This window comes from Sphingobium sp. LMA1-1-1.1 (genome assembly GCF_040676365.1).
Classification (GTDB): Bacteria; Pseudomonadota; Alphaproteobacteria; order Sphingomonadales; family Sphingomonadaceae; genus Sphingobium.
The window spans coordinates 35,015-53,580 of the sequence record NZ_JBEGHS010000073.1 but is presented as its reverse complement, the minus strand read 5'-3'; the positions used below and the strand labels follow the sequence as shown (position 1 = coordinate 53,580).

General features: G+C 66.6%; 19 protein-coding genes. 15 read left to right on the top strand and 4 right to left on the bottom strand.

Going from position 1 to position 18,566, the window contains the following annotated elements; genetic code table 11:
• Positions 1-2 precede the first annotated feature (2 nt).
• The 3 genes from MRBLMA1_RS21115 to MRBLMA1_RS21105 are packed head-to-tail and all read right to left on the bottom strand — an operon-like array spanning position 3 to position 2,657.
• Positions 3-917, bottom strand: a complete 915-nt coding sequence (locus MRBLMA1_RS21115) for a formyltransferase family protein (protein WP_363739640.1) — start codon at positions 915-917, stop codon at positions 3-5.
• Positions 880-1,476, bottom strand: a complete 597-nt coding sequence (locus MRBLMA1_RS21110) for a sugar transferase (protein WP_363739638.1) — start codon at positions 1,474-1,476, stop codon at positions 880-882. The genes MRBLMA1_RS21115 and MRBLMA1_RS21110 overlap by 38 nt, the downstream gene beginning before the upstream one ends.
• A complete protein-coding gene (locus MRBLMA1_RS21105; RefSeq protein WP_363739636.1) occupies positions 1,473-2,657 on the bottom strand; it encodes a glycosyltransferase family 4 protein in 1,185 nt (394 codons plus the stop codon). The genes MRBLMA1_RS21110 and MRBLMA1_RS21105 overlap by 4 nt, the downstream gene beginning before the upstream one ends.
• Before the next feature lie 365 nt (positions 2,658-3,022).
• Here MRBLMA1_RS21105 and MRBLMA1_RS21100 point away from each other — a divergent pair, with 365 nt between their 5' ends.
• The 11 genes from MRBLMA1_RS21100 to MRBLMA1_RS21050 all read left to right on the top strand — a co-directional run bounded on the left by MRBLMA1_RS21100 (position 3,023) and on the right by MRBLMA1_RS21050 (position 15,101).
• Entirely contained in the window at positions 3,023-5,161 is a 2,139-nt protein-coding gene (locus MRBLMA1_RS21100) for a polysaccharide biosynthesis protein (protein ID WP_363739634.1), read from the top strand.
• Between the two features lie 20 nt (positions 5,162-5,181).
• Positions 5,182-6,414: a DegT/DnrJ/EryC1/StrS family aminotransferase gene (locus MRBLMA1_RS21095; RefSeq protein WP_363739632.1), complete on the top strand. Its 1,233-nt coding sequence runs from the start codon at positions 5,182-5,184 to the stop codon at positions 6,412-6,414.
• Between the two features lie 17 nt (positions 6,415-6,431).
• Positions 6,432-7,274: a sulfotransferase family protein gene (locus tag MRBLMA1_RS21090; RefSeq protein WP_363739630.1), complete on the top strand. Its 843-nt coding sequence runs from the start codon at positions 6,432-6,434 to the stop codon at positions 7,272-7,274.
• 176 nt (positions 7,275-7,450) lie between these two features.
• The gene (locus MRBLMA1_RS21085; RefSeq protein ID WP_133654428.1) at positions 7,451-8,026 is read left to right on the top strand and encodes a polysaccharide biosynthesis/export family protein; all 576 of its coding nucleotides are present in this window, start codon (positions 7,451-7,453) and stop codon (positions 8,024-8,026) included.
• A complete protein-coding gene (locus MRBLMA1_RS21080) occupies positions 8,026-9,264 on the top strand; it encodes an outer membrane beta-barrel protein (protein ID WP_363739628.1) in 1,239 nt (412 codons plus the stop codon). The genes MRBLMA1_RS21085 and MRBLMA1_RS21080 overlap by 1 nt, the downstream gene beginning before the upstream one ends.
• Before the next feature lie 161 nt (positions 9,265-9,425).
• Positions 9,426-10,535, top strand: a complete 1,110-nt coding sequence (locus MRBLMA1_RS21075) for a glycosyltransferase family 4 protein (protein WP_363739626.1) — start codon at positions 9,426-9,428, stop codon at positions 10,533-10,535.
• Entirely contained in the window at positions 10,532-11,395 is an 864-nt protein-coding gene (locus tag MRBLMA1_RS21070; protein WP_363739624.1) for a sulfotransferase domain-containing protein, read from the top strand. The genes MRBLMA1_RS21075 and MRBLMA1_RS21070 overlap by 4 nt, the downstream gene beginning before the upstream one ends.
• Positions 11,331-12,533 carry a glycosyltransferase family 4 protein gene (locus MRBLMA1_RS21065; protein ID WP_363739622.1) on the top strand — a complete coding sequence of 401 codons (1,203 nt, stop codon included), beginning with the start codon at positions 11,331-11,333 and terminating at the stop codon, positions 12,531-12,533. The genes MRBLMA1_RS21070 and MRBLMA1_RS21065 overlap by 65 nt, the downstream gene beginning before the upstream one ends.
• 2 nt (positions 12,534-12,535) lie before the next feature.
• Positions 12,536-13,240, top strand: a complete 705-nt coding sequence (locus MRBLMA1_RS21060) for a metallophosphoesterase family protein (protein ID WP_363739620.1) — start codon at positions 12,536-12,538, stop codon at positions 13,238-13,240.
• Positions 13,241-13,248: 8 nt separating this feature from the next.
• Positions 13,249-14,220: an ATP-grasp domain-containing protein gene (locus MRBLMA1_RS21055; protein ID WP_363739618.1), complete on the top strand. Its 972-nt coding sequence runs from the start codon at positions 13,249-13,251 to the stop codon at positions 14,218-14,220.
• Positions 14,217-15,101, top strand: coding sequence for an NAD-dependent epimerase/dehydratase family protein (locus tag MRBLMA1_RS21050; RefSeq protein ID WP_363739616.1), 885 nt, complete (start codon positions 14,217-14,219; stop codon positions 15,099-15,101). The genes MRBLMA1_RS21055 and MRBLMA1_RS21050 overlap by 4 nt, the downstream gene beginning before the upstream one ends.
• Positions 15,102-15,155: 54 nt before the next feature.
• Here MRBLMA1_RS21050 and MRBLMA1_RS21045 read toward each other — a convergent pair whose 3' ends face one another.
• Positions 15,156-15,677, bottom strand: a complete 522-nt coding sequence (locus tag MRBLMA1_RS21045; protein ID WP_363739614.1) for an outer membrane protein assembly factor BamE — start codon at positions 15,675-15,677, stop codon at positions 15,156-15,158.
• 141 nt (positions 15,678-15,818) lie between these two features.
• Here MRBLMA1_RS21045 and MRBLMA1_RS21040 point away from each other — a divergent pair, with 141 nt between their 5' ends.
• The 4 genes from MRBLMA1_RS21040 to dinB are packed head-to-tail and all read left to right on the top strand — an operon-like array spanning position 15,819 to position 18,522.
• The gene (locus MRBLMA1_RS21040) at positions 15,819-16,334 is read left to right on the top strand and encodes a ubiquinol-cytochrome C chaperone family protein (RefSeq protein ID WP_363739612.1); all 516 of its coding nucleotides are present in this window, start codon (positions 15,819-15,821) and stop codon (positions 16,332-16,334) included.
• Positions 16,331-16,855, top strand: coding sequence for a YceD family protein (locus tag MRBLMA1_RS21035; RefSeq protein WP_363739610.1), 525 nt, complete (start codon positions 16,331-16,333; stop codon positions 16,853-16,855). The genes MRBLMA1_RS21040 and MRBLMA1_RS21035 overlap by 4 nt, the downstream gene beginning before the upstream one ends.
• Positions 16,852-17,391, top strand: a complete 540-nt coding sequence (locus MRBLMA1_RS21030) for a hypothetical protein (protein ID WP_363739608.1) — start codon at positions 16,852-16,854, stop codon at positions 17,389-17,391. The genes MRBLMA1_RS21035 and MRBLMA1_RS21030 overlap by 4 nt, the downstream gene beginning before the upstream one ends.
• Positions 17,392-17,442: 51 nt before the next feature.
• A complete protein-coding gene (gene dinB / locus MRBLMA1_RS21025; protein WP_363739607.1) occupies positions 17,443-18,522 on the top strand; it encodes a DNA polymerase IV in 1,080 nt (359 codons plus the stop codon).
• The last annotated feature ends 44 nt before the right edge of the window (positions 18,523-18,566 follow it).

Sequence of the window (18,566 nt, the reverse complement as noted above, 5' to 3'; positions counted from 1 at the left end):
GATTATTCCCCCAGAATGGCGTGGAGTTTGGGCGGCTTTTCAGGACCGCCCCATTGCGTGACGTCAATCGCGGTCCGCTGACCGCACAGGATGGTGAAGCCATCGGCAGATCGCGCTACAACCTGCCCCGGCAGGGCCGCGTGACGCCCGCCCATGTCGGACGATGTCGCCGACCAGATGACAAGGTCCGCGCCGTTCGATCGGGTGAAGGCGCCGGGATAGGGGTGGCCAGTGGCGCGGATCAGACGCAACACGTCGCCGGCCGGCTGCCGCCAGTCGATCAGCCCGTCCGTCGGAGTGCGGCGCGCGGCCCAGGTGGCGCAATCTTCGTCCTGCGCCATGCGCGGCATCTCGCCCGCGGCCATCCGCTCCAGCGTGCGGTCCAGCATGACGGCCAGAGCCTGCATATGCTTGGCATAGAGCGACGCTGCGGTTTCATCCGGCGCGACATGGAAGAATTGCTGGTCGACTATGTCGCCCGTGTCCGTGCCCTCGTCTATCCAGAACAGGGTTCCGGCCGTGATCGGTTCCTGCTGCAGGATCGTCCACGGTATCGCCGCGCGACCGCGCAGCCGGGGCAGGGCCGCGGGATGATAGCCGACCACCCGATCGGGAAAGAGCGCGCGAAAGGCGGCCCCGCAAATCTGCGACCAGCCCATGACGAAAGCCATGTCGGCGCCGGCATTACGGATCGCGGCGAGCGCTTCCTCCCGGTTGATATTGTCGACATGGATGATCGGGCAGCCTTCGCGCCGCGCCGCCGGTCCCAGGTCGACAAAATCGGAATGGCGCGCCGCCAGCGCGGGATCGAGCGTGACAAGCGCGGCGATGTCCCACGCCGGATGGCGGGCGATCGCTTCGAAGGCGATCCGCGTGGTTTCAACTGCCCCAATGAGGAGGGCGCGCTTCGTCGGCATGCCAGTCGATCCTTTTTTCACCGCCGACCACGACCAGCAGCGTGCGGGCGATGATCTGCGCGTCGAGACGGGCGCTGCGGTGGCGTACGTACCAGAGGTCGAAGCGCAGCTTTTCCTCGACGGCCAGCAGCGTATTGCCGCTGACCTGCGCCAGACCCGTCAGTCCGGGCCGCACCTTGCCGCGCTCCACGCCGTCGCGACCCATGGCGGCGATGCTATGGGGCAGCAGGGGCCGGGGACCGACGAAATCCATGTCGCCGCGGGCGATGTTGATCAGCTCGGGCAATTCATCCAGCCGGGAACGCCGCAGGAATCGCCCCAGCGCCGGGGTCCGCTGCGCATCGGGCAACGGGTCGCCGCGGCTGTCGCGCAGGTCCCGCATGCTGCGGAATTTGATCATGGCGAAGGGCTGGCCGCCCAGACCGCTTCGCACCTGGCGGAACAGCACGGGCCGCCCCAGGCCGACCAGCACCAGCAAGGACAGCAGCAGCAGCAGGGGAGCGAGCAGCGCGAGAAGAGCCATCGCCAGCCATGCCGAAGGGCGCAGCCAGGCGGTCATGCGCGTTCCGGCACCAGCAGCGCTGGCGGCGGCACAGCCCGGGGCGGCGTGTGCGCGGTGCTTTGCAACTGCATGGTTTCCAGCAGCAGCGCATTGACCTTGTCCACATCATAGACGTCGACCGCTGTCTGCCGCGCCGCCCCGGCCATGGCGGTGACGCGCTGCGGATTTGCGATCATCGCTTCCATGGCGTCCGCCAGTGCTGACGCGTCGCGCGGCGGCACCAGCAGGCCGTTGACGCCATGTCTGATAGGATCACGGCAGCCCGGCATGTCGGTGGTGATGACGGGCCGTCCGGTCGCCAGCGCTTCCAATATCGTGCGCGGCAACCCTTCCCGATAGAAGGACGGCAGTACAAAGGCATGGGCCGAAGCGATGAAGGGCCGCACGTCGCGCGTCTCCGGCAGGAATTCGATCAGCCCCGCCTCGCGCCATCGGTCAAGATCGGCAGCGGTGTAGCCGGTGGGATTTTCCGTCTCGGGCCGGGTCAGCAGCAGGAAACGCACGTCGGGGTGCCGGGCGCGGACGATGCGGGCCGCCTCGACATATTCGCCGACCCCCTTGTCGCGCATCAGGCGGCCCATCATCAGGAAGGTGAAGGGCCCCTTCGGCAGGGGCTGCTCGGCAAAATGGCGCAGGTCGATGCCCGAGCCGGGAACCTGCATCACCCGCTGTGTCGGCGAAACGATCCCGCTTTCCTGCATCAGCCGGTGATCGTCGCTGTTGAATACGAAGATGCACCGCGCCTGGGCGATGCCGATCCGGTAGAGGCGCGATACGACGCTTCTCAGCCAGCGGCGGCCGTCTGCCTCCTCGCTGAACACATAGCCAAGGCCGCTCATGATCGAGAAATAGCGGGCCCGGCTCCACAGCCGTGCAGCCAGCCCGCCATAGATGATCGGCTTCTGCGTATAGGCGACGACCACATCGGGCCGTTCAGCGCGCATCAGGTGCCGATAATGGAGCAGGGTGCGGACGTCGTGCAGCGGGTTGGTGCCGGCCCGCGCCATGGGCGTCCGACGGAAGCGCACGCCCATCCGCGCCAGCCGCTCCAGCACCTCCGGTTCCTCGTCGGGGGCGCAGGCGACGACCTCGTGCCCCTCCTCGATCATCCGCGCGATCAACGCGCCGCGGAAGTTGATCAGCGACCAGGACAGGCTGGAGAGGATAACGACTTTCATGGCGCCTATGCCTCCCGCTTTCCGCCTGAACCCATTGCGTATCGAGGATGGGAGGTATCACAGCCCGTTCCGCTGCTCGGCGGTGCATCGGTAGATTACCCCTTTGAGGCAAGGCGGCTCCCCTCCGCGCCCGCCATTGGCCCGTTTCTGCCAACATGGGGCCTGCCGCATAGCCCCAATGGGCGACCGGACGCGCCGGGCGAGCCCGGGGTGGGATAAAGGATAGTGTCCGCTCGACCGATTACCGGAATGCCCTTGTTTCGATAGCTTCAAATGCACCGGCGGTTGTGGACGGCACGCAGGGCGGCGCCTCCAGGCAGCCTTCAGCCCCCGCAACCGGCGGACCATGGATCGGAGACATCGGAATGCCGAACATCGCATCAGCCAGGCTGGACGGGACCGAAAGCGTCGTTCAAACGCCACCCGCCGCCATGCTTCTGCGGCTGGACGCGGCAGCCCGCGCCTTCGCGGCGCAGGGCCCGGCGCGTTTCCGCGCGATCAGGCTGGCCGTCATCCTGGCGCTGGATGCGCTGATCATGCTCGGCAGCTTCCTGCTTTCGCGGCTGATCCTGTCCGACCTGCCCATGCCCGGGACGCTGATGGAACCCTGGTTCATGACCCTGTTCGTCGGCGTTAACCTGGCTGCATTGTTCGTCGTGGGCACCTATCGGCAAAGCTGGCGCTTCCTGTCGCTCGCGGATGCGCTGTCGCTCGCGGTCAGCCTGCTCGCCAGCAGTTGGCTCATATGGATGATCACCGCCGGGCTGCTGGCGCCGCAGAAGATGATGCGCGGGCCGATGACCGTCTTCCTGACCGTCGACGTGCCGTTGACGGTCGCCGCGCTGCTGGTGGTGCGCGTGTTGCGGCGGCAGTTCTTCAAGCATGTCCGGGCGGCGCGGTTGCGCCGGACCGTGCAGGCGCGCCGCCGCATCCTGTTGCTGGGCGAACTGGACTGGGCACGGGTGATGGCGGATCTCGTGCCCACCGACACCCAGTCCGGGCTGGAGATTGTCGGCGTCATCTCCTTCGACGGGCATGAGCGGCGGCTAAACCTGGGCGGCCTGCCCATATTGGGATCGCCCGACATGCTGCCCCGGATCGTCGCGGATCTGGACCGCGCGGGCAGGCGGCCCGTCAGCCTGGTGGTGCAGGAAAGCAGCGAACGGCTCGACCGGCAGCAGATATTGCGCATCGCGGCGCTGGCGGAACAGGAAAATCTGGTCGTCTCGCGCTTCCGCAATCCCTGGACCAGCGCGCAGCCGCTGACCGGCGACCGCATGGCGATAGAGAAGATGCCGCTCGCGGAATTGCTGGGGCGTCCGGAAATCACGGTGCAGCACAGCTATCTCGAGCGGGTCGTCACCGGGGCGCGGATCATGGTGACGGGCGCGGGAGGCACCATCGGCGGCGAGCTGGTGCGCCAGCTTGCCTATTATGCGCCGGCGGAGATCGTGCTGCTCGATCACAGCGAATATAATCTCTACACCATAGAGATGGAGGCGCGGGAGAAATTCCCCCATGTCCGCTTCCACGCCGAACTCTGCTCGATCCGCCAGCGCCCCGCGCTTTGGCAGGTGTTCGAGCGGCGGCGGCCGGAAATCGTCTTCCACGCCGCTGCGTTGAAGCATGTGCCGATGGTGGAGGCCAATCCCTGCGCGGGCGTGCATACCAATGTGCTCGGCACCCGCAACGTTGCCGACGCGGTGTGCGAGTTCGAGGCGCGGGCGATGGTCCAGGTGTCGACCGACAAGGCGGTCAACCCGGTCGGCCTGATGGGCGCGACCAAGCGGCTGGGCGAGCTGTACTGCCAGGCGCTCGACCTGATCGGCAGTTGCGATCCGGACAGCCCCCGCTTCCTGACGGTGCGTTTCGGCAATGTCCTGGGATCCAGTGGCTCATTGATCCCGCTGTTCCAGCAGCAGATCGCCAGCGGCAAGCCGCTGACCGTCACGCATCCGGACATAGAGCGCTTCTTCATGACGGTGCAGGAGGCGGTGCTGCTGATCCTGCAAAGCAGCGCCCGCGCACTGGAGACGGATTCGGAGCGCGGCACCATCTTCGTTCTCGACATGGGCGAGCCGGTCAAGATCGTGGAGATCGCTCGCCGCGTCATCCGCATGGCGGGACTGCGGCCGGAAATCGACGTGCCGATCAAGTTCATCGGGCTTCGTCCAGGGGAAAAGCTGTTCGAGGAACTGTTCGACAGCAGCGAGGACAAGATCGAAAGCGCGATTCCGGGTATTTTCGAGGCCATGCCATCCCCGATTCCGCTGGAGATGCTGGTGGAGGGCTTTGCCCAGCTCGCCCGGCTGATCGCGGTGGGTGACGCGGATGAGCTTGTCCGGCTGACACACGAAATGGTCGCTGCTTCCGCCAGCTCGCGCTGGGCGGAGATATTGCGGCGGCTGGCGGCGGAAAGTTCCGACACGCTGCTGATGATGCCGCCGCGCCCGACGGATATTCCGGCCGCCCTGACCCCGCCGCTGCCGCGCGATGTCGCCTGACCTTTTTGGGGGAAACCAAGATGCAAGCCGTGCCTGCGCAAGCCCATATTCAGTCCCCTGTTCCGCTGCGCCTCAGCCCGCTTGACCATGCCGCGTTGCGTTGGCCGCAGCATGAGCCGGACGAGATCGCGGCGGTGACGCGGGTTCTGGAAAGCGGGCGGGTCAATGCCATGGTCCATGGCGAGCAGAACCGCGCCTTCGAAGCGGAATTCGCGGCGTTTTGCGGCATGCCCCACGGCGTCGCGGTCAGCAATGGGACGGTCGCGCTGGAACTGGCATTGCGGGCGCTGGGCATCGGGGCGGGCGATGAGGTGATCCTGCCCTCGCGCAGCTTCTTTGCCAGCGCGGCCTGCATCGTCGCGGTCGGCGCGACGCCGGTCTTTGCAGACATCGACCCGATCAGCAACGCCATTGATCCTGACTCCGCCCGCCGGATGCTGTCGCCGCGCAGCCGGGCGATATTGTGCGTGCACCTGGCCGGCTGGCCCTGCGACATGGCGGCGTTGCGCGCGCTGGCCGATGATCACGGCCTGTGGCTGATCGAGGATTGCGCGCAGGCGCATGGCGCGACCCTTCATGGCCGTCGGGTGGGCAGCTTCGGGGATGCCGCCGCCTTTTCCTTCTGCACCGACAAGATCATGTCCACGGGCGGCGAGGGCGGCATGCTCCTGCTGCGGCAGGAAGCGCACTGGAAACGGGCCTGGGCCTATAAGGACCATGGCAAGAACCCCGAAAAATTCTTTACGCCGGCCACGACGAGCGGTTTCCGCTACCTGCACGACAGTTTCGGCAGCAATTGGCGGATGACGGAGATGCAGGCCGCCATCGGGCGGGCGCAGCTCGCCAAGCTGCCCCGCTGGCTGGCCGCCCGGCGCGACAATGCCGCAACCCTGATGCGCCTGCTGCGCGCCAATCCGGCGGTGGAGGTGCCCGATATTCCGCCGGAGGTCGGCCACGCCTTCTACCGGCTTTATGTGACCGTTGCGGCCGACCGGCTGGGGGAGGCGGGGACCACGCCGATCATTGGCCGGATGATGCAGATGGGCATGCCGGTGGGTAGCGGTTCCTGCGCCGATATGACGCGCGAAGCCGCCTTTGCGGGTCGGAACGTCCGCCGCGACGGCGCTCTTCCGATCGCGCAGGATCTCGGCCGCCGCAGCATAGCCTTTCCGGTGGATCATCTGCTGGATGCGGAAGACATGCACCGCCTGGCGAACTGCCTGGAGATCGCCATGGCGGAACTGTCCTGTTGACGAAGGGAGAAAAGACGATGGCCAACGGCCGCCTGCCGCATTTTGTCATCATAGGCGCCGTCAAGGGGGCGACGACCTGGATCCACAACCAGCTTCAGGACAATCCGGCGATCTACCTGCCCGCGCCGGAGCCGCATTTCTTCAGCCAGGAGCATGCGCAGGGGCTCGATCATTATCGCCGTTTCTTCGATGGCGCGCGGCCCGACCAGATCCTGGGGGAAAAGTCCGCCGACTATCTCGCCCACCCGGACGCCCCCGCCCGCCTTGCCGCTGCCCTGCCAGAGGCGCGGCTGGTGGTGCAGCTTCGCAATCCGGTCGACCGCGCCTATTCCGATTACAAGATGCTGTTCCGGCGCGGTACGGTGACAAAGGGGCCGGAATATTATCTGGACGGGCGGCCGAACGACCAACCCCGATTTCTGGAGGATGGGCTTTACGCGCAGCATCTGCGCCGCTGGCTTGCCCATTTCGACGCGGAGCAAATCAAGATACTGCTGTTCGAGGATGTGAAGGCCGCGCCCGAGGCGAGCGTCGCCATCGTCAGCGACCATATCGGAGCGCCCCGTCATTATTCGAAGCAGGTCGGTTCCGACCCGCGCAACGACAGCAGCGAGCGTTTCCTGCCGCTGCCGGTACGGACCGCGCTGGCGCCGTTGAAGGAGGCTGTGCGGCCGTTGCGCGGCAAAGCGATGTTCGAACGGGTGCGTGGGGTATTCGCGCGGCAGATCGCCTATCCGCCATTGCCCGCGGCGCTCCGCCAGCGGATGGTCGACTATTATGCGCGGGACATTGCCGATCTGGAGGAGCTGATCGGGCGCGATCTCAGCCATTGGAGGCAGGATCGGAAGCTGGCGGCATAGCGCAGGGCCTGTTGCCGCCTCCGCAGGCGCATGGCGGTTCCAGAATTCTCGTTGGTATCACTCCCAAAGCGTTCGGGCGCCTGTCCCTTTTTGCCTGTCCGCCAGCCGTTATTGCCCGCCCCGGAATCAGCCAAAGGGCTTAAACTTCCGCCACATCCATTTGAGAGGGGACGCAGATGCGCAACCGGCTTCATCATGGCCTTTTCCTCGGCCTTTTTGCCCTGACAGCCGCCTGCTCGAGCGGGCTGTCAGGCCTCGCCAGCCTGCCGCCGGCACCGACCGTCGCCTATCGGCTGGGCGCGGGCGATGAGGTGCGCGTGGCGATTCCCGGCCTCAGCGCGGCCGATCCGGGCGGCAGCAGCTATGTGGTCAACGATCGCGGCCAGATTTCCCTTCCGGTGCTGGGCGATGTCGATGCGGGCGGCAAGACCGTGCCCGAATTGCAGGCCAGCATCGCCCAGCAATTGACGCAGCGCCAGTTGCTCAATGCCCCGACCGTCAGCGTCCAGCCCGTCAGGCTGCGTCCCTTCTATGTGCTGGGCGAGGTGAAGAGCCCCGGCGAATATCAATATCGTGCGGGAATGTCGGTGCTCGCGGCCGTGTCCGTCGCGGGCGGTTACACCTTTCGCGCCGAACAGGGGAGCGTCGCCATCACCCGCATGGTCGATGGTCGACAGATGGTCGGCCGGGCGAGCGAGCGCGACATGATCCAGCCGGGCGACACAGTGCGCATTTATGAGAAGTGGTTTTGATGCCCTCCCCGGCTCTGGGGCGGGCCGCCGGGAGCGTTGCGGCCCTGTTGCTGATCACGGCCCTGACGGACGCCCATGCGCAGGATCTGGACCCCGCCGGTCCGGAGCAGGGGACGCCGGGCGGGCTGTTCGAACCGACGCCGCTGACGCTGGGGAGCGCGACCTTAAGGATCGGCGGCAGCGCCCGGCTGGAATATGACAGCAATATCTACGCTCAGGCTTTTGGCGAGAAGGATGATTTCCGCCTTCAGGTCCGCCCTTATATCGACCTGCTGCGCAAGGGGAGTGCACTGGAGGTGACCGCCCGGGCGGAAGGGGATATCCGCAAATATTTCCAGTATCAGAAGGAAGATGCGGTCGGTGGACGCATAGCCGCCGGGTTGAACTGGAACCCGTCAGCCGCCGACCGCCTGAACGTCGCCGCGAGCTGGCAGCATCTCATAGAGGATCGGGGCGAGCCGGAGGGCAATACCCTGCCCAATATCGGTCCGCGCGAACTGAACCTGGTGGATGGCGACCTGTCCTATCTGCACCAGGGTTCGCGGATCGGATTTCTGGCCAGGGCCACCGGAGCGCGCATGCGATATACCCGGGCCATCGATGAGGAGCGTGATCTGGACGCGGTTGGTGGGCTTGCGCGGGTGATGATGCGCGTGTCTGCGCTGACGAGCCTTTTTGTCGAGGGGGTGGCTGCGCATCGCGATTTCCGCCGTGCCCCCGCGCCGGGCCAGTTCGACCGCGACGCGTCAACCTATGGCGCCCGGGTCGGCATCGCCATCGATCCGGGTGGCACGTTGCGCGGCGATGCGGCGGTCGGCGTCTATCGCCTGGATGCCAAGGACAAGCGGATAGAATCGCAGACCCGCATGTCGGTGCAGATCGGACTCACCTATGCCCCTCGCCCACGCACCGCCATCACGCTCGACGGCTTCGTCGGCAATGTCGCCACCTACCGGACCGGGGTGCAATCGCGCGAGGACATGCGCTTCCGGCTGGGAATAAACCAGGAAATCCGCCACAATCTGAGAGGACAGCTGGGAATCCTCTACCGCCGCAGCAAATATTTCGGCGTGGACGACACCGACAAGCTCTACGGCGTCACCGGAGAGCTGGAATATGCCCTGAACCGCCGAGTCGCCATCGCTGCGACGGCCCGTTTCTCCAAACGCGACAGCAGCGTTCCGCTGGACGAATTCGACCGCATCCGCGGAGGTCTCGAACTGCGCGTCCATTATTGACGCGCGGCCGTGCCGGAGCGGGACAGGACTGATCCAAAGGGCTGCCTCCTAACCCCTTCGCGCAATGGACTTGGGCTCCCCCGGCTAGGACAGTGAACGGCATAAAAGCGTGATTATACAGGAACCCCGCCGCCATGCTGGTAAGAGCATCCAGGCCACCCATGCTTGCGTTCGTCCTTCCGGGCCTGGGCGCGGGCGGGTCGGAACATATCGTCAGCCTGCTCTGCAACCATTTCGCGGCGCAGGGCTGGAGCATCACCCTGATCGTCTTCGAGGAGGCGTCCGCCCCCTCCTATTACGCCTATCATCCGCAGGTGCGAATCCTCAGGCTGGGCATGAAGTCGCGCCGCCGTGCCGTCGCGACCGGCGCGCTGGCGATGCTGCGGCGGCAGAGATTGCTGCGGCGGGCATTGAAGGCGGTGCGGCCGGAACTGGTGGTAAGCTTCCTGACCCGCACCAACATCCTCTCCCTGCTGGCCGCGCGGTCGCTGCATATCCCGGTGATCGTATCGGAACGCAACAATCCCGCGCTCCAGACGGTGGGGCCGGTCTGGAGCCGGTTGCGGCAGATGACCTATCCGCGCTCCGTCGGCCTCATCACCATGACGCAAGGGGCGATGGACTGGTTCAAGGGGGCCATGGACGTGGAGGGATGGGTGATTCCCAATCCGGTGCCGCCTGCCGGTGCCGCGCCGGATCGCCGGTCGGACGGGCATACCATCGGGGCGGTGGGGCGACTGGTGCCGCAAAAGGGCTTCGACCTGCTGCTGGACGCCTTTGCCCATGTGGCGCAACGCATTCCGGACTGGAAGCTGGTGATCTGGGGCGAGGGGCCGGAGCGCGCCGCGCTCGAGCGGCAGCGCGACCGTCTGGGCCTGGCCGATCGGGTGAGCCTGCCCGGCGTGACGGAGAAACCGGGCGACTGGGTGCCCCGGACCGACCTCTTTGTCCTTTCCTCCCGCTTCGAGGGCTGGGGCATTGTCGTGGGCGAGGCCATGGGCGCAGGGTTGCCGGTCGTTTCCTTCGATTGCCAATGGGGTCCGGCCGAAATGATCGAGCATGACCGGAGCGGCCTGCTGGTCCCCAATGGCGACGGCGCTGCATTGGGGGAAAGCATCGTCGCGCTCTGCAACGACCCGGCCCGGCGCGCCGCGCTGGGGCAGGCGGCTCGGGAGCGGATAGCGGATTTCGGACATGATCAGGTGCTTGCCCGCTGGCAGTCGGTCATCACCAGCGTGCTCGACCATCATCGGGTGAGGGCAGGGTCATGAACATGATGTCGCTGAAGGGTTTTGCGCGGGCGATGCGGCGGCGGCTGCGGGACGAACCGCCATTGCGGCTGGCGGCGGCGCGGGCCGATGCCTTCCTGGTGTCCTATCCCAAGAGCGGGCGGACATGGCTGCGCTTTCTGCTCTCCTGCTATTTCGCGGAAAGCGCGGCGCTGGGGTTCGAACCCGACCTGACCAGCACGTTTCGCATCCTGCCCAATTTCGACCGTGATCCGGTACGGGGGATCGATGCCTTCATCGGCGGGACGGGCCAGGCTGACCTGCCGTTGGTTCTCGTCAGCCATCTGCCCTATCGCGAAAGGCTGTTCCTTGACCGGCCGGTCCTGTTCCTTGTCCGCGATCCCCGCGACGTGATCGTGTCCGCCTATTTCCATGCGACCCGCCACAAGAAGAGCTTTTCCGGCGACATGGCGGCTTTCCTGGACGAGCCCAAATATGGGATGGCGGCGCTCACCGGCTATCTGAACGGCTGGGCGGCGGGCCTGACCGGACGACGGCATCACCTGATCAGCTACGAACATATGCTCGCCGAACCCATGTCCACGGTTGCGGGTATCCTCGCCTTTCTGGGCGTGCAGCCGCAACCGGACATGCTCGCTCGCGCCGTTGCCGCCGCGCAATTCGACCGGATGCGCGACAAGGAACGCGACGGCGGCATTCCCGGCCATGATTATGACCGCAGCGACGACCAAAGCCTGCGCATGCGCAGCGGCAAGGCGGGCGCCTTCGGCGAATGGCTCAGCCCCGATCAGGCGGATCTGGTGCTGGAGCGTTGCCGTGCCGATCTGTCGCCGCGCGCCCTGGCGCTGCTGGCGGCGACCGGGGTCGATCTGGCGGCTTGAAATGCGCATCTGCTCGATCATCACCAGCTTCACCTCGGGCGGCGCCGAAATGCTGGTCTGCAATCTGGCGGAGGCCTTTGCGCAGGCGGGCCATCAGGCGGCGATCCTGTCCCTCAGCGATGCCGGACAGGTCGGCAATGCGCCCGCCACCGAAGCAGCGATGCGGGCGCGGCTGCGCGAGGGCGGCGCCACGGCCTTTTCGCTGGGGCTGGCCAATCGCAACAACATTGTGGCAGGTACGCTGGCGCTGCGGCGCGCCCTGCGCGCGATCCGGCCGGACGTGATCCACGCCCATACCGCCCGTGCGCTCTTCCCCCTCGCGCTCGCCATGCCGGGCGTGCCCGTGATATTGACCCACCATAACAGCCGCCTTTCCTTTCCGCCCTCTGCCTTCACCCTCTTCAACCGTATCGTCGACAGCTATGTCGCGATCAGCGACCAGTGCGAGACGCTGCTCCGCAGCCATGCGCGAAAGCCTGTCCGCATGATCCTGAATGCTGCCAGCCCCCGCTTCCATGCCGGGCAGCCGCGCGTTGCCGCCGGGCGCGATCCGATCATCCTGGCCGTGGGCACGATATCGGCGCAAAAGGATTATCCGACCCTGCTCCGCGCTGCCCGCCCGCTGGTGGGTGCACTGGCGGCGCAGGGCCGCGCAGCGCGTATCTGCATCGCGGGTGCCGGGCCGGAATTGGAAGGGCTTCAGGCCCAGGCGGCGGGAGAGCCGGTCGAACTGCTGGGCGCGCGCAGCGACGTCGATATGTTGATGCGGCAGGCAGACCTTTTCGTGAACTGCTCGCTTTGGGAGGGTTTTCCCATCGCGATGATCGAGGCCGCCATGAGCGGCCTGCCCATCGTCGCGACCGCGGTGGCGGGCAATCGGGAGATGGTCCTGCCCGGCGTCAACGGCCAGCTCGTCCCGCCCTCCGATCCCGCCGCGCTGGCGCAGGCCATGGCGGATATGCTGAGCGATGACGTCCGCTACGCCGCGCTGTCGCAAGGCGCGCTGCAAGCCGCCAGCCGCTTTTCCATCGAAAATTGCGCGGCGGCGCATCTGGACCTTTATCGCGACCTGATCGCGGCCCGCCATCCACGCATCGCCATTGCCCCTCTGGCCCGGCCGATATCGCCATGCGAATAGCCGTGCTGACCGATATCCATGCCGCCAGCGACCCGCTGCAACTGGCGCTCACCGCCGCACGGCGGGAGGGGTTCGACCGGATGCTGATCCTGGGCGACCTCCTGACCTATGGGGTGCAGCCGCTGGAGACGCTGGAACTGGTGCAGGGCGCGGCGGCGCGGGACGGCGCGATCCTGATCAGCGGCAATCACGACATGCTGTACCGGGGGTCGCCGGCGGCGGAACGCTATCGCGCCGACCTGCCCGAATGGCTGCGGGAAAGCGTCGACTGGACGGCCGCCCATATCCCATCCGGCAGCATGGCGGCCTTCGATTGGCGGGAAAGCTGGTCGTTGGGGCCGTTGTTCGCCGCCCATGCCAATCCGTTCGCCTATGGGGACTGGCGCTACATCCGATCCGCGCAGGAGGCAGAGGAGGCCGCCGACACGGTTGCGGCGCGGGGCTTCCGCTACGGCCTGTTCGGCCATGTCCACCGGCATCGCCGCTATGATTGCGCAGCCGCCACCATCTTCACCCTCGCCTCGCTCGGCCAACCGCGTGATGACGGGGACCGGACGCCCAAATGGGCGATGATCGAAGTCAGGGGAGATTTTGTGACCATGGAAAGCCGCGATATCGATTTCGATCCGGAGGACCAGATGCACGCGATCCGCGCCACCACCCTGTCCGCCGCCACGCAGGAGCGGCTCTGCCGGTTCTTCGCATGAAAATCCTGGTGACCGGAGCTGGCGCGGTGCTGGGGCAGGGCATCATCAAGTCGCTGCGGCAATCGGCGCTGGAGTGCCAGATCATCGCGGCTGACCCCAATCCGCTTTCCGCTGGCCTTTACTGGGCCGATGGCGCCTATCGCCTGCCCTTTGCCGACGATCCGGCCTTTGGCGATCGCATCCACCAGCTGCTGGATCGGGAGCGGCCCGATATGGTGCTGGTCGGCACCGATGTGGAGCTGTCCTATTTCGCGGCGGAGAGGCATCGGCTGGAGGCGCTGTTCGGGACGCATGTGCTGGTCAGCGATCCGCGCGTCGTCGCCATCGCCGACGACAAGCTGGAAACCGCGCGCTTCTTCGAAAGTGTCGGACTGCCCCACCCCGCTTCCGCCGCGGCGGAGGACAGGGAAGCGGTCGAGGCGCTGATCGCCGCCGTCGGATTTCCGCTGGTGGTGAAGCCGCGCATCGGCGCGCGGTCGGTGGGCGTGTCGCTGGTTCACGACCGGGCCGCACTCGCGTCGGCGCTGGAGGGGCGCAGCGGTCTTGTCGTGCAGCAATGCGTGGGCGACGCCGACAGCGAATATACCGCCAGCACGCTGGTCTTCGATGGCGAGGTGCAGGCGTCGATCGTCATGCGCCGCGACCTGCGCGACGGGAACAGCTATCGCGCTTATCTGGGCGACTATCCCAGGCTCAACGAACAGGTGCGGGCGCTCGGCAGGGCGCTGCAACCCCATGGTCCCGCCAATTTCCAGTTCCGCACCGATGCCGACGGCACGCCTCGCGTGTTCGAGATCAATGCCCGCTTTTCGGGTACGACGCCGCTGCGTGCCATGGCCGGCTTCAATGAGGTGGAGATGTGCGTGCGGAAACTGCTCTACGGCACGCCGGTCGTGCAGCCGCCGGTGCGCGAGGGCGTGATCCTGCGTTATCTGGACGAGATGTTCGTGCCGCAGGAGCGCATAGACGCGGTGCGATGAACGGCGGCGCTCCCTTGCTGGCGCTGACCGGCGGTTCGGGCTTTGTCGGCCGCGCCTTCGCGCCGGCGGCGCGCCGGGCCGGCTGGCGCATTCGCCATCTCTCTCGCTGCCCGCCGCCCGATGTTGATCCGGACGATGAATGGGCGTTGCTTGACCTGTCGGCGGTCGAGGCGGTTGAGCTGGGCGGCTGCGCGGCGCTGGTGCATCTGGCCGCGCACATTCCCTCCGCCCATCATGACCTGGCCGAAGCGGAGCGTTGCTGGCGAATCAATGCGCTCGGCACGCTCAAGCTGGTCGATGCGGCGATTCGGGCCGGCGTCGGGCGGATCATGCAGGCGAGCAGCGCCAATGCCTATGCGCCGACCGCTCGACCGCCGCACGAGCAAACGTCACTCTTTCCCCGCAGCAGGGGCTATTATCTGGGTTCAAAGATTGCCCAGGAAATCTATGCGGAGGAACGCTGCCGTGGGGAGGAGGTGCTGCTCCAGACGCTGCGCCTGGCATCGGTCTACGGGCCTGGCCAGCAGAGCGGCGCCCTGGCTGCGATGGCACGAGCGGCGACGAGTGGGCGCCCCATCCGCGTGCACGGCAGCGGCGCCTTCGGTTCCGACCTTGTCCATGTCGAGGATGTGGCGCAGGCCATGCTGCTGCTGCTCGCCAGCGGGCATGCGGGGGCTTTCAACGTCGGCAGCGGTGTTCGCACCACCATTGCGGAACTGGCGAGGATGCTGGCGGAGCGCTGCCGCGTACCGATCGCCTATGAAGCTGAAGCAGAGGAGGACTGGGGTTTCCCCGCCCTCAATGTCGACCGGATGGCAGCATTGGGATATCGCCCGCGACCACTGGCGGCGGGGCTGACCGACATATTGAAGACGGACTGAAGCCAGGGCGCCATGCTGCTGCCTGCGGGAACAGCATCTTGGCCGGCTGTTCCGTCAGCTCCCGTTCGGGCCGCCGCCGCCGCCGGTATTGCTGCCGCCGCCACCACCGCCCATGCCGGCAGCGCCGACCGCGCCGATATTGCCGAAAATCTCGTCGAACAGGCTGCGATGGCGGCCCAAAGTCGGCGTCTTGTCGCCCGAAGGCGAAATCCTGGCGACCTGTTCCAGTCCCTTGCGATCGACCGCCACGACATTCCCCGCGCCGTCGAAACGGACGTGCAGGATCGTCTGGGACACCGGCTTGGGGTTGGAAAAGGCCAGCGCGCGCATGTCGCGCGACACATAGTACCAGTCCTGGTCGCCGAACTGCGCGACGAAGCTCGGCCGGCCCAAAGTGCCCTCCACGGAGGCGCGATTGTCGATGCCGGGCTGGATCGAATCCACCAGCAGCTTGTCGACCTGATAGCCCTGATGGGTGCGGATGCGGGAACATCCCGACGCGCCCAGCAGCAGCGCGCAAAGGCCTGCGCCAAGCAAAATCCGCCCGCTGCGGGATTGGCGGCTGAACTGGCGCATGAACTTCTCCTGCGGGGCTGGCCCCGGACCTTGCCGAAAAACAAAGCCGCCATTGCATCGGGCGGCCGGGCGATCAATATGGAAATGCGCGAGCCTCGGCAAGGGGCCGCCGACCGGTCAAGCCAGGAAACAGTCAAACTCATGCCCAGCATCTTTCAGCGTCTGTTCGCGTCGAGCGATCCCAGGGACGCGATGCGCACCCTCTACAACGCCGTCGTCGCAGAGGGACGACAGCCCCATTGGTATGTGAAGGGGCAGGTTCCCGATACGATGGACGGCCGGTTCGACATGATCGTCGCGATCCTCGCGCAGGCGCTGATGCGGCTGGAGGCGCTGGGCGCCGCGCAGGAGAGCGTCTGGCTGACCGAATTGTTCGTGGACGATATGGACGGCCAGTTGCGGCAGGAAGGGATTGGCGACGTCGTCGTGGGCAAGCATATCGGCCGGATGGTGAGCGCGCTGGGTGGCCGGTTGGCTGCTTATCGCGCGGCGTTGTCGGGCGAAGCCGACCTGGGCGAGGCGATTGCCCGCAATCTTTATCGCGGCGAGGCGCCGTCCACAGAAGCGCTGGCGCATGTCGAATCGCATCTGCGCGCGCGCTGGGTGAGGCTCGGCTGTCTCAGCCGCGACGCGCTGATGGCGGGAGACCTTGGATGAGCTCCGCCCCCGAATTTTCCCGTCCCGTCCGCATTGACCAGCTTGCCCGCCATGCGCAACCGGTGACCATCACCGCCGATGCCGCCGAGCGCGAGGCGCTGGCGAAGCGCTTCAACCTGCTGGCGCTTGACCGTCTGGAGGCGGATTATGCCCTGAATGAGGAAAATGGCGCCATCTTCGCCAAAGGACGCGTGCGGGCCGATCTTGCCCAGCCCTGTGTGGCGACAGGCGCGGCAGTGCCGGAGAAGGTCGACACGGATTTCCTGCTTCGCTTCGTCCGGGAAGGGGAGGATGTGCCGGAGGGTGACGAGCTGGAACTGGATGCCGGGGATTGCGACACCATCGGTTTTGACGGGCTTGTCATCGACATGGGCGAGGCAGTGGCCGAGACCGTGGCGCTGGCGATGACGCCTTATCCGCGCTCTCCGGAAGCGGACAGCATCCTGCGCGAAGCGGGCGTGCTGAGCGAGGAGCAGGCCAGCCCCTTCGCCGCGCTGCTCTCGCTCAAGGACAAGACATGAAGCTGGCGCTGGCGGCGGCGCTGCTGCTCAGCGCCATGCCGGCCTTCGGAGCGGAAACCGGGACGCGGATCGGGGAAAGGCGCGCCCGCGCCGAATGGGCCAAAGCGGAAAACCGCAAATCCTGCGCTCCGCTCGCGCTCGCCGCGCCCGGAGAACCGGAAGGGACGCCGCGCGCCGCCCGCTTCGGCGGCGGCTGGGGCGTCGCCTTCGACCTTCCCGGCCTGCGCAGCGCTTATGGTTTTGCCGGGACCGGCCTGTTGCCGGATGACAGGGCGGACCCGCGGACGCAGCGGCGCAGGCTGACCGATCAGTGGCCCTATATGCGCGAGCTGGCGCGGCTGCCCACCCCGTCCTTTGCCGGCTATGGTCAGGAAGGGGCGCAGCCCTATCCCGCCGCCAATCCGGGCGGTCAGGGCCTGCATTCCCTCGCCTATCTGCGCGTCGGCGGCCAGCGCTGCACCTATAATGTGTGGAGCCGGATCAGCCGGGCCCATCTGGAATGGCTGCTCGACAATCTTCGCCTGCTCCGACGCTGACGCCCGCCTTGCGTTTCCTTTTCGTTCCGGCCTGTGGCATAAGCGCGGGCCATGGAAGCTCCGCCGCGCAAGATCATCCATATCGACATGGATGCCTTTTACGCGTCGGTCGAGCAGCGCGACGATCCCAGCCTGCGCGGCAAGCCCCTGGCGGTGGGCGGCGGCGGGCCTCGCGGTGTGGTCGCGACGGCCAGCTATGAAGCGCGCAAATATGGCGTGCGCTCCGCGATGCCGGGCGCGCGGGCGCGGCGCCTCTGCCCCGACCTGCTGTTCGTCCGTCCCCGCTTCGATGTCTACCGCGCCGTGTCGGCCCAGGTGCGGGAGATTTTTGCGCGCTTCACCGACATCATCCAGCCGCTGTCGCTGGACGAGGCCTATCTCGACGTCACGCAGAACAAGCCGGGCATTTCCTCCGCCACGCTGATCGCAGAGGAAATCCGCCGCCTGATCCGGGAGGAAACCCGGCTCACCGCGTCGGCCGGGGTCTCTTACAACAAGCTGATCGCCAAGCTTGCCTCCGACCAGAACAAGCCTGACGGCATCTGCATCGTCCGGCCGGAAGAGGGTGCGGCCTTCATCGCGACGATGCCGGTGCGGCGTATCCACGGCGTGGGGCCGGTGACGGCGAAGCGGATGCAGGCGCTGGGCATCGAAACCGGCGCGGACCTGAGGGCGCGTGAGCTGTCCTTCCTCCAGCAGCATTTTGGCAGCGCGGCGCTGTTCTACTATCGCGCGTCGCGGGGCGAGGACGACCGCCCGGTTCATGAGCGGCAGGAACGCAAATCCGTGAGCGTCGAGGATACCTTCTTCGACGACCTCATCACGGAGGAGTCGCTGATCATGGAACTCGACCGGATTGCGGAGAATCTCTGGGGCCGTATCGAAAGAAGCAGCGCCTATGGCCGTACGGTGGTGCTGAAGGTCAAGTTCGCCGATTTCCGCATCATCACCCGGTCGAAGAGCTTCGCTGCTCCCCTACGCTCGCCTGACCTGCTGGTGCAGACGGCCCGGGGGCTGCTCCGCGCCCAACTGCCGCTGCGCATGGGTGCGCGCCTGTTGGGCCTGGGCGTCCACAATCTGGATCATGTGGAGCCGGACGAGGCGCGCGGCCAGCTCAGCCTCAGCTTGTAGAGCGGCGCTCCTCTTGGATCAGGCCGCCGCTCAGGAGTTCCTGT

What these genes read in the sequence shown, in the direction of transcription:
- MRBLMA1_RS21075 (WP_363739626.1), top strand. Translation starts at nt 9,426, where the DNA reads ATGCTTGCGTTCGTCCTTCCGGGCCTGGGCGCGGGCGGGTCGGAACAT.
- MRBLMA1_RS21105 (WP_363739636.1), bottom strand. Translation starts at nt 2,657, where the DNA reads ATGAAAGTCGTTATCCTCTCCAGCCTGTCCTGGTCGCTGATCAACTTC.
- MRBLMA1_RS21050 (WP_363739616.1), top strand. Translation starts at nt 14,217, where the DNA reads ATGAACGGCGGCGCTCCCTTGCTGGCGCTGACCGGCGGTTCGGGCTTT.
- MRBLMA1_RS21085 (WP_133654428.1), top strand. Translation starts at nt 7,451, where the DNA reads ATGCGCAACCGGCTTCATCATGGCCTTTTCCTCGGCCTTTTTGCCCTG.
- MRBLMA1_RS21035 (WP_363739610.1), top strand. Translation starts at nt 16,331, where the DNA reads ATGAGCTCCGCCCCCGAATTTTCCCGTCCCGTCCGCATTGACCAGCTT.
- MRBLMA1_RS21045 (WP_363739614.1), bottom strand. Translation starts at nt 15,677, where the DNA reads ATGCGCCAGTTCAGCCGCCAATCCCGCAGCGGGCGGATTTTGCTTGGC.
- MRBLMA1_RS21110 (WP_363739638.1), bottom strand. Translation starts at nt 1,476, where the DNA reads ATGACCGCCTGGCTGCGCCCTTCGGCATGGCTGGCGATGGCTCTTCTC.
- dinB (WP_363739607.1), top strand. Translation starts at nt 17,443, where the DNA reads ATGGAAGCTCCGCCGCGCAAGATCATCCATATCGACATGGATGCCTTT.
- MRBLMA1_RS21090 (WP_363739630.1), top strand. Translation starts at nt 6,432, where the DNA reads ATGGCCAACGGCCGCCTGCCGCATTTTGTCATCATAGGCGCCGTCAAG.
- MRBLMA1_RS21095 (WP_363739632.1), top strand. Translation starts at nt 5,182, where the DNA reads ATGCAAGCCGTGCCTGCGCAAGCCCATATTCAGTCCCCTGTTCCGCTG.
- MRBLMA1_RS21070 (WP_363739624.1), top strand. Translation starts at nt 10,532, where the DNA reads ATGAACATGATGTCGCTGAAGGGTTTTGCGCGGGCGATGCGGCGGCGG.
- MRBLMA1_RS21115 (WP_363739640.1), bottom strand. Translation starts at nt 917, where the DNA reads ATGCCGACGAAGCGCGCCCTCCTCATTGGGGCAGTTGAAACCACGCGG.
- MRBLMA1_RS21100 (WP_363739634.1), top strand. Translation starts at nt 3,023, where the DNA reads ATGCCGAACATCGCATCAGCCAGGCTGGACGGGACCGAAAGCGTCGTT.
- MRBLMA1_RS21080 (WP_363739628.1), top strand. Translation starts at nt 8,026, where the DNA reads ATGCCCTCCCCGGCTCTGGGGCGGGCCGCCGGGAGCGTTGCGGCCCTG.
- MRBLMA1_RS21040 (WP_363739612.1), top strand. Translation starts at nt 15,819, where the DNA reads ATGCCCAGCATCTTTCAGCGTCTGTTCGCGTCGAGCGATCCCAGGGAC.
- MRBLMA1_RS21030 (WP_363739608.1), top strand. Translation starts at nt 16,852, where the DNA reads ATGAAGCTGGCGCTGGCGGCGGCGCTGCTGCTCAGCGCCATGCCGGCC.